Below are 11,459 nucleotides of genomic sequence, written 5' to 3'. Positions count from 1 at the left end.
GTTACGCCCAGCGTTTGATGATTATTGAGGTATTAATGCCGCCAAAGGCGAAGTTATTGCTTTGCAGATATTCGCAATCAATCCGACGGGCTTCCCCCATAATATAATCTAAAGCGCCACATTGCTCATCCGGTTGTCTTAAATTGAGCGTCGGGGCGAACCAGCCTTCACGCATCATTTGCAGACTCATCCACGCTTCCAGCGCTCCGCAGGCCCCAAGCGTATGGCCGAAATAGCTCTTTAAAGACGAAATCGGCACGTTGTCGCCATAAATTGCCGCTGTTGCCAGGCTTTCAGCGATATCACCGCGATCCGTTGCCGTGCCGTGCGCCGAAATATAACCCATGTCCGTGGCGCTCAATCCTGCCATGCGCAGTGACTGCTCCATGCAAATCTGCATGGTTTCGCGCTGCGGCTGGGTGATGTGTGCGGCGTCGCAGTTGGTGGCGAAGCCGACAATTTCGCCGTAGATGGTCGCCCCGCGCGCTTTGGCGTGCTCCAGCTCTTCCAGAATCAGCGTGCCCGCGCCTTCGCCAATCACCAGGCCATCGCGCTGGGTATCAAACGGTGACGGAGTGGTTTTCGGCGCATCATTGCGCTGGCTGGTGGCAAACAGGGTATCAAACACTGCCGCTTCGGACGGACACAGCTCTTCCGCACCGCCTGCGACCATCACCGTTTGATAGCCGTGGCGAATGGCTTCCCACGCGTAGCCAATCGCCTGGCTGCCGGAGGTACAGGCGCTGGAGGTCGGGATGACGCGTCCGCGCAGGCCAAAGAACAGGCCGGTATTCACCGCCGTGGTGTGCGGCATCATCTGCACGTAGGTCGTACCGGTGATGTTGTTGGTGTGCTTTTCGGTCAGCATGGTGGCAAATTCGCTCACCGGGCCGGTACTGCCGGTGGACGAACCGTAGGCAATCCCGGTTTCACCGTTGGTCAGTACCGCTTCGCCAATCAGCCCGGCCTGCTCCAGCGCTTTTTCAGTGGCGCGCGTCGACATCAGCGACACGCGGCCCATCGCTCGGATACGCTTGCGGGTGTAATGCTCCGGTAGGGTGAAATCATCAATTGGCGCGCCGAGCAAGGTGTGCAGGCCATCGTAAACCTGCCACTCCGGCATTTTACGCACCGCGTTAACGCCCGCGAGAAGCCCCGCAGAAACCGACTGCCAGTCCTCGCCAAAGGCGGTGACGCCGCCCATGCCGGTAATAACCACGCGACGTGTCATAGCATTCCTCCATTAATGGAAATGACCTGGCGGGTGACGTAGCCCGCAATATCTGACATCAGGTAACGGGCAAGGCCGGCCACTTCATCGGCCTGGCCCATACGTTTCATTGGGATAATATTCATTGCCTCTTTCAGCGCGGCTTCTTCCATTTCGATCATCCCGGTATCAATCAATCCTGGTGCGATACAGTTGACGGTGATTTTGCGTTTAGCCAGCTCGATCGCCAGCGCTTTGGTTGCGCCAATGATCCCGGCCTTCGCCGCGCTGTAGTTCACCTGTCCACGGTTGCCCATCACGCCTGAAACAGAAGACAACGTGATAATTCGCCCGCCTTTGCGCAGGCCAATCATCGGCATGATGCACGGGTGAATGACGTTGTAAAAACTGTCGAGATTGGTGTGAATAACGCTGTCCCAGTCATCTTCGCTGAGCGCCGGGAATGCGCCATCGCGCGTAATCCCTGCATTGCTGACCACGCCGTACCATGCGCCGTGCGTCTCGATCTCCTGCTCCAGCACCTCGCGACATTGTTCACGGTTGCCGACGTCAAACGAGAGCAAACGACCCTGACCGCCCGCCTGCTGGATGGCGTCCAGCGTAGCCTGCGCGCCTTCTGCATCGCGGTGGTAATGCACGCCCACGACAAACCCGTCAGCGGCGAGTTGTCGGGCGATGGCACGTCCGATGCCTTTGCTGGCTCCGGTAACCAAAACGGAACGATTCATGTGGAAGATCCCTGATTAAAAAGCGAAGTTAACTCTTCCGCGCTTGGCTGGAAGGTGTTCACGCGGCCTGTCGCCAGCGTTGCGCCATCGGCGGTAATAGCACACTCGAAGCTGCCAAAGCGTTCGTCCTGCATCAGCAGTTTGACGGTTATCGTGAGCGAGGAACCCGCCGGGAATCGCCCTTCAGCGCACACCAGTTCGCGCGCGCCCAGCACCATGCCGAGCGCAATACTGCTTTGCCCCTGCTGGTGGCGATGCCAGCCGGACCACGCGCCGACGGTTTGCGCCATCAGCTCAAGGGCGTACCAGCCGGGTAAATCGCCGTCGGCAGTCATAAACGGCGCCAGAACGCCCTGCGGACCCACGGTTACGCGGCAAACGGCGCTCTCATCCGTGACGCTCTCGACCGTTTCCAGCAGCAGCATCGGCGCATCGTGGGGTAAATAATCCACGGGCGATAAATAACTCATGACACTCTCCCCAGCAAAATGCTGGCATTGTTGCCGCCAAACGCGAACGAGTTGGACAATATGACCGGTTTATTGAGTGCGACCGGTTCGTGCAGCACGCCGCACGGCGGCAGCGTGGGATCGGGCGCGTAGCGGGTGAAATCCTGCGCGGGCAGTGGCAGGCAACGGGTCAAGATCAGCCAGCTCAGCGCGGCTTCAGTAATACCCGCCGCGCCCAGCGTGTGGCCGGTCAGATGTTTGGTTGAACTGCACGGAACGGCGTCCCCGAAGAGGTCATGCACCACCTGCGATTCAATCTGATCGTTGAGCGGCGTCGCCGTGCCGTGCAGGTTGATATAGCCAATCTCGTCCGGTTTCAGGCCCGCTTCGTTGAGCGCCTGTTGAATCGCCCGAATCGCCCCTTCACCCTGCGGATGAGGTGCAGAAATATGGTGCGCATCGCTCGATTCGCCGATACCCAGCAGCGCGACGGGCTGCGGTTCGCGGGTCAACACCATCAGCGCTGCGCCTTCACCGATGGTTATTCCGCGACGGTCACGACCAAACGGCTCGCACAGGGTCGTGGAAAGCGATTCAAGACTGTGGAAACCGTTGACCGGCATCCGGCTGAGCGTGTCGGCTCCGCCAACGATAGCGATATCTGCCAGCCCGGCGTCAATCAGACGGCGGCCGCTGATGATCGCCCGCGCGCTCGATGAGCAGGCGGTTGAAAGCGTAAACGCGGGTCCTTCGAGTTTCAGCCAGTTGGCGAGAAAGCGCGACGGATCGCCCAGCTCCTGCTGCGGATACTGCCAGCGCGGACTTGCTTCGCCGTTCAGCGACAGACGCACATGCTCATCGCCCTCGTCCAGCCCGGACGTGCTGGTGCCGAGAACCACCGCCACGCGATCATGGCCGACGCGGGCAATGGCCTCGTCAACGGCAGGCTGGATTTGCGCCAGCGCCGCCAGCAAAAGCTGGTTATTGCGGGTTCGGTGGGCGGCGAGGTGATCCGGGATGGGCGGTAGTTCGCCCTCGACGCCGCCGAGTACGATATCCTGATCGCCTTGCAGCCAGCCCGCGCGGCTGTGCATACCCGGCGCGACACCGCGCGTCAGATTTGCGGCAATTTCATCAGCCGAGTTGCCCAGCGCGTTCACCATGCCCACGGCAGAAATGTAGATCATCTTAGTCACCCAGATATTGAATGGTGATGTGGTAGTTAAAAACGTGCTGTTCGATGCTGATCGGCTCGCGTTTGCCTTTGCGCTGCAGATAGACAATCTCGGTTACCAGCTTGCCGCTGGCGTTGCGCAGCTCGCGGCGGTCGCCTTTATCCGTCAGCGTCCAGCCTTTCGGCAATTGCGGCAGCCAGGCGCTGATCGGCCAGTGGCTGAGCATCACGTCGGCCAGCACCTGGCTGGCGGGCGGCAGCTGCGGCACGATAATCGACTGCTCCGTATGAATACCGTTTTTGTCATAGGTGGCGAGGAACAGGCGAATCCCGACGGACGACAAACCGGCGAGCGTAATTTTGTCCGCGTCGGCGTTGAGCATCACCAGCAGGGACTGGGTCTGACCATTGAAGCTGCCCGTCAGCAGTTGCTGGGAATTGACCGCCGGAGAGATCCCCGGCGCAGGCAGCGTCACTTTGGTGCCCGGCTGGAGCCAGGCCTGCGGGCGTGTGCCGTCGCTGTTTTGCGTTGAGTGGCTACAGCCCGTCAGCCACAGGGCCGCCATCAGCGCAATCGCGCGGCAAAAAAGGGTCATCATCGTTTTCTCTCTCTTTTAGCCGGCATCGCCAGCGGAGCCAGCAGGAAGGCGGTGAAAATACCGCTGACCAGCACAATGCCGAAGCTGCTGATCGCCTGCGTGGCGCTAAACACCAGCATGCCGAGGGTCAGCAGCGTGGTGACCATTGCCAGCGTAATTGCCAGCATGGAGGTGAGCGGTGTGCCGCGTGGATTGCTGAAAAACAGGGTGTAGTTAATGCCAATCCCCAACACCAGCACCAGCGCCAACAGCGAGAACAGATTCACCGGATGGCCGGTCGCTGCCAGCGCCGCCAGACCGCAGCCGAGCGACAGCACCGACGGCACCAGGCTTATCAGCCCTTTGCGCCAGCCGAGACGCAGCATCGCGCCGCAGGCGATCACCGCCAGCGCGACAAACAGCAAGCCGGTGAGCACGCTACGATAGAGCGAAAACAGGCTGTCGAAGCTCGCTTTACGATCCACCCACACCACGCCCGGATGTTTAGCCGCCAGCGCACTTAATGCCGCGCTGTTTTTCACGCCGTCGACGGGAACCAGTACGCCGCTTTCGCCGTTGGGCAGCGTTAGCCACAGCAGCCGCCAGCCTTCACTCGCCGGACTTTTCAGCCAGTCGTTGGTGCTAACTGGCATCGCGTTCAGATCGGGTGACACGGTGGTCAGCCCCGCGCTTTGCAGGACGTTCGTCACCGCCGGAGCGGCGTTGTGCAGCAGCGCCAGATCGCTTTTCTGTCGCGCCAGCGAGTTCAGCGGAATAGTGCGAAACGCTTTAATGTCACCGACTTTTTGCGACTCAGCCAGCGCAGGCGTAAAGGCCTCCAGCCGCTCCAGTGTTTGCTGGGCGGTTGCGCCGTGTACCACGAACCATTTCTGATCGACGCTTTGCCCGGTCAGCGCGGTAATGGTTTTTTCCTGCGCCAGAATATCGTTCGGCAGCGCCTGGAGCTGGGCGATATCGTCATCCACGCGCAGATTCGCCATGCCGACCACCGAGACGACCGCTAATACGACGGGCAGCCCGACGGAGACCGCTTTGTTCCGTCGCCACGCGGCAAGCCAGCGCAGCATCAGCACCATTGCCGGGACCGGGCGCACCGGCAAACCGCGGCACAGCCACGGATACCAGAAAATCACCGTCAGGCACGAAGCGCTCAGCCCCACGGCGGCAAACACCGCCATCTGACGAATGCCGGGGAACGGCGCGAGCATCATGATCAAGTAAGCCGCTACGGTGGTCAGGAGCGCCAGCAGCAGGGCATTTCGCACTTTTGCCAGGCTTTGCCACGGTGATTGATCCGCGCCGTGAACCATGCGCTCGGTCAGGTAATAGAGCGTGTAGTCGGCGGAAATGCCGATGATGCTCATGCTCATCACCAGCGTCATCAGATGCAGCTCGCCAAAAAGGGTCAGCGTCGCAACCGTGCCCGCCAGCGCGCCGATGCCGATGGAGATCAGGCACAGTAGCAGCGGACGCAGGGAGCGGAAGACTGCCACGATCAGCAAAATCACCCCGAGGATCGTGGCGATACCGAGGGTGGAGATATCCTGTTTCGCCTGCTGGCTGGCGTAGTCGCTGTAAAATACCGTCCCGCGCGACAGCAACTGCGCCTGCGGGAAATGGGCTTTCAGCTGGCTTTCAAGGCCGTGCAGCGTTGTCACCAGACGGTGCGTTTGCTGCATATCGAAGGATTCCCCCGCCAGCTCGCCGTGCAGCAGATACCAGTAATTTCCGGCATCGTCTTTGGTCACCAGCCAGCCGTCCATCAGCCGCAGCTTCTGACTGTTTTGCGCCAGCGCCAGTTGGGAACCGCGCATCAGCATTAGCGGGTCGTTTTGCAGCTCTTTACCGCTGACGCCAGAAAACGCCGAGTACAGCTGAGATAAAATCCACTGGGCCTGCGCTTCGCCGCCGTTTTGCAGGCGCGCGCGGGTTGCGGTGTCGATCAAACCGTTGCGGTGTTGCCAGAAAAACGCGCCCCAGGCTTTTTGGCTGTTGGCGTCCATCGGGCCTTTTACCTCGTTGAGGGAACCCGATTTTTGCAGCAACGAGAGCCACTCCTGCGCCACGCGCGGATTCGGTTCTTTTCCTGGGCTGACCAGCCACACCAGCTGGCGATCCAGACGCTGCATAAACCCGTCGTTGAGCGCGGGCGGAATTGCGCCGAGTGTCTGTTTCGGCAGCATCGCCAGCACGCTGCTGTTAAGCCGCGCGCCGGGCAATAGCGACAGCAGCACGCCCAGCAGCGCCAGGCATAACACTCCCCACAGCAGCGCCGGGCGCAGTGATTTACGGTGCGGCAAAGCGTTGGCGTTCGTCATGAGTCAGGCTGGCGGGCGTCAGTTGATGGCGGGAAAGGACGATATCCGTGCGGTCGCCCTGTTTGTCGTTGAGCTGGATCGACTCCAGATAGGTCGCACCGCCCAGATTCATGGTGGCGAAAATTTTGTCCAGCGGCGTGGTGATGGGCGTCAGCACCAGCGACCAGCGGCCCGCGCCGAGGTCTTTAAAATCAATGCGGAAGTTCTCTTCCAGCACGCTGCGATCGGCCTGGAACAGGGCACGCAGCAGATGGTTAAACTGGAACATCTGCGGGTTATTGTCGGCGGTGATGGTTTGCGGCGGTTGGCCGTTGATCGCCTGCACCATACGTTTGTCGTCCAGCAGCAGAGTCATCGGGAACGGCGCTTTCTGATCCCAGAGCAAACCGTCGTCGCGGGCGATCAGCATTTCGCCCTGCGAACGCAGCGGCTGCGGGAGATCTTTGATGGTACGGGTCTGCTCGAAGTGCGCGCGCACCACAGGCTGCTCGGTAAAGCGCTGCTGCAGTTCATCCAGCGTGACCGCGCCGACCCACGGGCTGACCAGCAGGGCCAGCAGTAACCACCCTTTCATGGTGTAACTCCCATACGTTCAAATAAAATCGCCGGACTGACGAAACACATTTCGTGGCTGCTCTCTTCGACGGCCACCTGGATGGTGTACCCGGTGGTGGTGCGCTTCCCGGTTTCGGCGTCGAAAATCTGATAGGCGATGCGCAGACGGTTTTCAAACTCTTCGATCTGCGCCCGCACGCGGATGCGCTGTTCGAATTTCACCGCGTCGCGGTATTTCACCCGCGTATCGACCACTGGCCAGACGTAACCGGACGCCTTCATCTGGCGATAGCCATAATCAAACTGGTTGAGCAGCGCCTCGCGAGCGATCTCAAAGTAGCGGAAATAGTTGCCGTGCCAGACTACGCCCATCATATCCACGTCGTGGAAAGGGACGGTCAGCTCGACGTCGGTCGTAAAACGGGGATCGGTCAGCACCCTTTACTCCTTCTCTTTGGCATCCGGCAGATGCCAGAAATCGAAAAAATTAAACCAGTCGAGCGGCGACATCAGCGCGTAGTGCTCGAGGCGTTGGGCATAGCGATCAACGGTTAGCTGGAGCGCCTGCTGGCGCTCACCGCGCGGCAGAAGCAGCGGGTCGGCAAAGGATTCGCAGTGAATATGCAGTTTGTCCTGCTGGCGCAGTGCGAAAATCAGTACTACCGGGCAGCGCAAAATGGAGGCGAGAATAAACGGACCCTGCGGGAACGGCGCGGGCTGACCCAGAAACTGACTCCAGATCACCCGCCATTCGCCGCCGCGCTGTGGAGTGACGGCGATACGATCGCCCACGATCGCCACCCATTCGCCGCGATCGAGCTTCTCTTTCAGGGCGATAGCGGTATCCGGCCCGATATCGGTAACGGGCATCAGGTTCAACCCGGCCTGTGGGGCCATCTCCTGCATAATCTGCTTAAAGCGTTGGGCGTTATCGCTAAACACCAGCGCGTTGATGGTCTTGCTGCCTTCGATTTGCGCCAGCGCGCGGCAGGCTTCTACGTCACCGAGGTGCGAAGCCATCAGCAGTTTGCCCTGTGGCGCATCGACGTTCATCGCCTCTTGCGCGCCAGGCGCAAATAACACATCCCGGTTCATCTTTAGTTCACCGCGCCAGCCCGCGACTTTATCCAGCATCGAATAGCCGAAACGCATGAAGTGGAAAAAGCTGTTAAAGCGCGGCGGCAGCGGGCGCTGCTGCACCTTAAACTCGTCAGCTACCCGCGCCAGCCATTGCTGAGACGCCTGTCGCGCCGGGCGGGCGGTGAGCCAGTACGCACCGATCACCGGCCACAGCAGCAGGCTAAACGCGCGACGTCCGAACAGCTGCCAGACGCGCAGCATCAGGCGCATACCCCACAGCCCTTTCACTTCCTGCTGCTCTGCCCAGTGCTGACGGCGACGGCGCATCAGAAGCGCTGGAATGCGCGGTAACATGCCGAAGAACAGCCGGGTGTGCATCAGGGAGATGCGCACGTTGTCTTTCAGGGCATCGAAATGCGACAGGCCGTCGTGGGGATAGGTCACCCGCGTCGGCACAAAATAGCTGGTGTGGCCCTGCCAGTAGAGGCGGACCATCACTTCCGTATCAAAATCCATCCGCTTGCCGAGCGTGGCGTGTTCCGCCAGTTTCAGCGTGGGGACAATGGGATAAACGCGAAAGCCGCACATGCTGTCTTTAAGCTGCAGCGACAGGGTTTCGATCCACACCCAGACGTGGGTGATCCAGCGGCCATACAGACGCGAGCGCGGGATCGAATCGTCATAAATCGGCTGGCCGGAAATGAGCGCGTCCGGGTGGCGTTCCGCCAGGGCTAACAGCTGCGGGATATCTTCAATAGCGTGCTGGCCGTCGGCGTCCACCTGCACTGCATGAGTAAACCCCGCGCGGGCGGATTCTTCCAGCCCACGAATGACCGCCGTGCCTTTCCCGGCATTGTCGGCCAGTCGGATCAGCGTCACCTGCGGATGTTCTGCTGCCAGGCGTTCCAGCTCCAGCCGGGTTCTCTCTTCGCTGCCGTCATCGACGATCAGGCACGGCAAACCGCACGATTGCAGGCGAGACAGCACGCTCGCCATCATCGCCCCGTGGTTGTAGCAGGGGATCAGCACGCAGGGGCGGAACGTCAGCGACATAACCGAATCTTCCCGCTGCTGGCGGTATGGCGCGCGTCGCAGTCGTGGCGCTGATAACTAAAGGTGAGGATCTGACGTTCGGCGTTCCAGCTGAGCGTCAGGGTCACGGTGGTGTTCGGCAGCAGCGGTGCCTGGAACTTCACGTTCTGAATACTGTGAAAACGATATTCCGGTGCCAGCAGCGTAGTGGCGTAGTGCATCACCCAGTCGAGCTGTGCCACGCCCGGCAGCAGCGGCTGCACGGCAAAATGTCCGTGGAACCAGAACAACGCAGGGTCGAGATGCAGGACAATCTCCAGATCCTGTGGCTGCGGCTGGTGGCGCTCGATTTCATGGATTTTCATGAAATAACTCCTGTAACTGCGCATAGACACGCTTGTTCATACTGTTGACGGGCATCTCATCAATGATCCGCCAGTAGCGCGGTACGGCGACCGGTTCAAGCCACGGCAGCAGGGCACGCCGCCAGGCAAATTCCTGCGCTTTATTGCCGTGCTGGTGCAGACGATGACGTGCGTCGTCATTCAGCACCAACAGCACGCCGATTCCCTGTCGCCCGCCGCGCGTGACGGGCAGGGCCGCGACTTCGCGAATGCCGTCCAGTTCCAGCAGGCGTTGCTCAATTTCGTTCAGCGACACGCGCTTCTCTTCGATTTTAACCACCCGTCCACGGCGTCCGGCGATGCTAAACATCCCGCTGTCGTCGAAGTGCAGAATATCGTCGAGCGGTAATCCGTTCGCCTCATGGATCAACGGAGAAGTCACATGGCAGATTTCGCCTTCGTGGCGGAAATGCACGCCGGGGAACGGGAGCCACGGAATCGACTCCTCCTGACGATGGCGCCAGGCGAGAATACCCGTTTCGGTACTGCCGTAAATTTCATCTGGCCAGACGTTCATCCAGCGATGCGTGGCCGTGACTTCATCCCACGGCAGCATACCGCCAGCCGAGAGCAACATGTCCACGGGCGGCGGCGCAAGCTGAGTATCGAGCCGCTTCAGAAACGCCGGGCTGCTGATAAAGGCGTAACGCCGATTGTGCGGCAATGCCGCCAGCTGTTCGGCGTAATAGAGCATCGCGGCGTGCAGCGGTAAACCCAGCGACAGGGGTAAGAAAATGCGGAACGTCAGGCCGTACAAATGTTGCGGCACCACGGAGGCGACAATACTGCATCCCGCCAGACGTTCACCAAAGCGGTTAGCCAGCAGCGTGGCTTCGCAATCGAGGCGGGCGATGGGCTTTATAATCCGTCGCGGTGCACCGGTCGAACCGGAGGTGAACAGCTCGACAAAGGCTGATTCAGCCACCAGCGGCAGCGGCGTGAAGGACTCACACGTACGACGGGCGGAGTTCACCACCATCAGGCGGCCCGGATAGTTCAGTGTTTGGTCGCTGAGCACGCCGCTGAACAGCGCCTGCTGTTCTTCGAGCAGCGAGACGCGGCTGTGTCCGGGGATGACAGGCGTTTTTCCTGCATGGAGAGCGGAGAGCAGGGCGACGATAAACAGGTAGCTGTTTTCAAAACACAGCGCCCAGCGCTCGCCTTCGTGTTGGCTGAGCATGTGCGTCAGGGATGAAACATCGTGACGAAGCTGCCCGAGCGTCCAGGTGTGATCGTCAAGCCAGGCAATCGGCGTATCATCCGGGCGCGGCGCATTCAGCCACTCGCCCAGAGGCAGGGGTTTATTCATGGGCTTCACTTTTTTTAATCACCCGCTGGCGCACCAGCCACTCCGTCGCCATCAGCGTTCCCATCAGGATGTAAGCGATCATGCCGTTCCACAGCGTCCAGAGCTGCATGTCACCGTTGATGACGGTAAACAGCGCAATCGAACCATTGACGATGAAAAAGCCGCACCACACGCGCGTCACAGTGCGGGTGTAGCGAACACCTTCCGGGGGCAAATGGGGATCGCGTATTCTTGCCAGCCGTTCGACCAGCGGCATTTTGGTCCACAGAGAGCCGCCAAAAACAGCCAGCATTACCAGATTGACCACCACCGGATAGAGCAGCAGCCACTGGTGCGCTTTCAGCACGTAGCTCGCTGTGCACAGCGCGATACCCGCCAGCGCGACGGTTTGCACGACAAAGCGCATGGGCCCGGCAGCGTGCCGCGCCTGGCGCAGACGACACACCAGCAGCAGCGCCATCAGCGGCAGCAGCCAGTGCAGGCTGTTATGCGTCAGCCCAAAGCCAATCAGAAATGGCCAGGCGAGCAGCATCAACCCCGTCAGCAGTGGGATCGCCGGAAAAGATCGTCCGCCACGCAC

General features: G+C 60.3%; 12 protein-coding genes. All 12 read right to left on the bottom strand.

Features of this window, described 5'->3' with window-relative positions; genetic code table 11:
* Nucleotide 1: 1 nt before the first annotated feature.
* The 12 genes from C3708_RS11925 to C3708_RS11870 are packed head-to-tail and all read right to left on the bottom strand — an operon-like array spanning nucleotide 2 to nucleotide 11,459.
* On the bottom strand, nucleotides 2-1,231 hold the full coding sequence (locus tag C3708_RS11925; protein ID WP_103947403.1) for a beta-ketoacyl-ACP synthase: 1,230 nt from the start codon (nucleotides 1,229-1,231) through the stop codon (nucleotides 2-4).
* Entirely contained in the window at nucleotides 1,228-1,959 is a 732-nt protein-coding gene (locus tag C3708_RS11920) for a 3-ketoacyl-ACP reductase FabG2 (RefSeq protein ID WP_103947402.1), read from the bottom strand. The genes C3708_RS11925 and C3708_RS11920 overlap by 4 nt, the downstream gene beginning before the upstream one ends.
* Nucleotides 1,956-2,429, bottom strand: a complete 474-nt coding sequence (locus C3708_RS11915; protein WP_103949420.1) for a 3-hydroxy-fatty acyl-ACP dehydratase — start codon at nucleotides 2,427-2,429, stop codon at nucleotides 1,956-1,958. Before C3708_RS11915 ends, C3708_RS11920 begins: the two co-directional genes overlap by 4 nt.
* Complete coding sequence (locus tag C3708_RS11910) at nucleotides 2,426-3,595, bottom strand: beta-ketoacyl-[acyl-carrier-protein] synthase family protein (protein WP_103949419.1); 1,170 nt, start codon at nucleotides 3,593-3,595, stop codon at nucleotides 2,426-2,428. Before C3708_RS11910 ends, C3708_RS11915 begins: the two co-directional genes overlap by 4 nt.
* A 1-nt stretch (nucleotide 3,596) precedes the next feature.
* Nucleotides 3,597-4,178, bottom strand: coding sequence for a DUF3261 domain-containing protein (locus tag C3708_RS11905; protein WP_370446901.1), 582 nt, complete (start codon nucleotides 4,176-4,178; stop codon nucleotides 3,597-3,599).
* The gene (locus tag C3708_RS11900) at nucleotides 4,178-6,499 is read right to left on the bottom strand and encodes an MMPL family transporter (RefSeq protein ID WP_103949418.1); all 2,322 of its coding nucleotides are present in this window, start codon (nucleotides 6,497-6,499) and stop codon (nucleotides 4,178-4,180) included. The genes C3708_RS11905 and C3708_RS11900 overlap by 1 nt, the downstream gene beginning before the upstream one ends.
* Nucleotides 6,468-7,073, bottom strand: a complete 606-nt coding sequence (locus C3708_RS11895; protein ID WP_103949417.1) for an outer membrane lipoprotein carrier protein LolA — start codon at nucleotides 7,071-7,073, stop codon at nucleotides 6,468-6,470. The genes C3708_RS11900 and C3708_RS11895 overlap by 32 nt, the downstream gene beginning before the upstream one ends.
* On the bottom strand, nucleotides 7,070-7,492 hold the full coding sequence (locus C3708_RS11890) for a thioesterase family protein (protein ID WP_103947398.1): 423 nt from the start codon (nucleotides 7,490-7,492) through the stop codon (nucleotides 7,070-7,072). Before C3708_RS11890 ends, C3708_RS11895 begins: the two co-directional genes overlap by 4 nt.
* Before the next feature lie 3 nt (nucleotides 7,493-7,495).
* The gene (locus C3708_RS11885; RefSeq protein WP_103949416.1) at nucleotides 7,496-9,187 is read right to left on the bottom strand and encodes a glycosyltransferase; all 1,692 of its coding nucleotides are present in this window, start codon (nucleotides 9,185-9,187) and stop codon (nucleotides 7,496-7,498) included.
* Nucleotides 9,178-9,531 carry a hydroxymyristoyl-ACP dehydratase gene (locus C3708_RS11880; protein WP_103949415.1) on the bottom strand — a complete coding sequence of 118 codons (354 nt, stop codon included), beginning with the start codon at nucleotides 9,529-9,531 and terminating at the stop codon, nucleotides 9,178-9,180. Before C3708_RS11880 ends, C3708_RS11885 begins: the two co-directional genes overlap by 10 nt.
* Nucleotides 9,518-10,879, bottom strand: a complete 1,362-nt coding sequence (locus C3708_RS11875; protein WP_103949414.1) for an AMP-binding protein — start codon at nucleotides 10,877-10,879, stop codon at nucleotides 9,518-9,520. Before C3708_RS11875 ends, C3708_RS11880 begins: the two co-directional genes overlap by 14 nt.
* Nucleotides 10,872-11,459: a hypothetical protein gene (locus tag C3708_RS11870; RefSeq protein WP_095283785.1), complete on the bottom strand. Its 588-nt coding sequence runs from the start codon at nucleotides 11,457-11,459 to the stop codon at nucleotides 10,872-10,874. Before C3708_RS11870 ends, C3708_RS11875 begins: the two co-directional genes overlap by 8 nt.

Origin of the sequence: Lelliottia sp. 7254-16 (genome assembly GCF_002922995.1) — a bacterium.
Taxonomy (GTDB): domain Bacteria; phylum Pseudomonadota; class Gammaproteobacteria; order Enterobacterales; family Enterobacteriaceae; genus Enterobacter; species Enterobacter jeotgali.
This window is presented reverse-complemented; position numbering and strand designations above follow the sequence as displayed.

Bases quoted from the DNA above. Each gene is read 5' to 3' on its own strand.
- C3708_RS11915 (WP_103949420.1), bottom strand. From the start codon at position 2,429: ATGAGTTATTTATCGCCCGTGGATTATTTACCCCACGATGCGCCGATG.
- C3708_RS11875 (WP_103949414.1), bottom strand. From the start codon at position 10,879: ATGAATAAACCCCTGCCTCTGGGCGAGTGGCTGAATGCGCCGCGCCCG.
- C3708_RS11885 (WP_103949416.1), bottom strand. From the start codon at position 9,187: ATGTCGCTGACGTTCCGCCCCTGCGTGCTGATCCCCTGCTACAACCAC.
- C3708_RS11895 (WP_103949417.1), bottom strand. From the start codon at position 7,073: ATGAAAGGGTGGTTACTGCTGGCCCTGCTGGTCAGCCCGTGGGTCGGC.
- C3708_RS11910 (WP_103949419.1), bottom strand. From the start codon at position 3,595: ATGATCTACATTTCTGCCGTGGGCATGGTGAACGCGCTGGGCAACTCG.
- C3708_RS11905 (WP_370446901.1), bottom strand. From the start codon at position 4,178: ATGACCCTTTTTTGCCGCGCGATTGCGCTGATGGCGGCCCTGTGGCTG.
- C3708_RS11925 (WP_103947403.1), bottom strand. From the start codon at position 1,231: ATGACACGTCGCGTGGTTATTACCGGCATGGGCGGCGTCACCGCCTTT.
- C3708_RS11900 (WP_103949418.1), bottom strand. From the start codon at position 6,499: ATGACGAACGCCAACGCTTTGCCGCACCGTAAATCACTGCGCCCGGCG.
- C3708_RS11880 (WP_103949415.1), bottom strand. From the start codon at position 9,531: ATGAAAATCCATGAAATCGAGCGCCACCAGCCGCAGCCACAGGATCTG.
- C3708_RS11920 (WP_103947402.1), bottom strand. From the start codon at position 1,959: ATGAATCGTTCCGTTTTGGTTACCGGAGCCAGCAAAGGCATCGGACGT.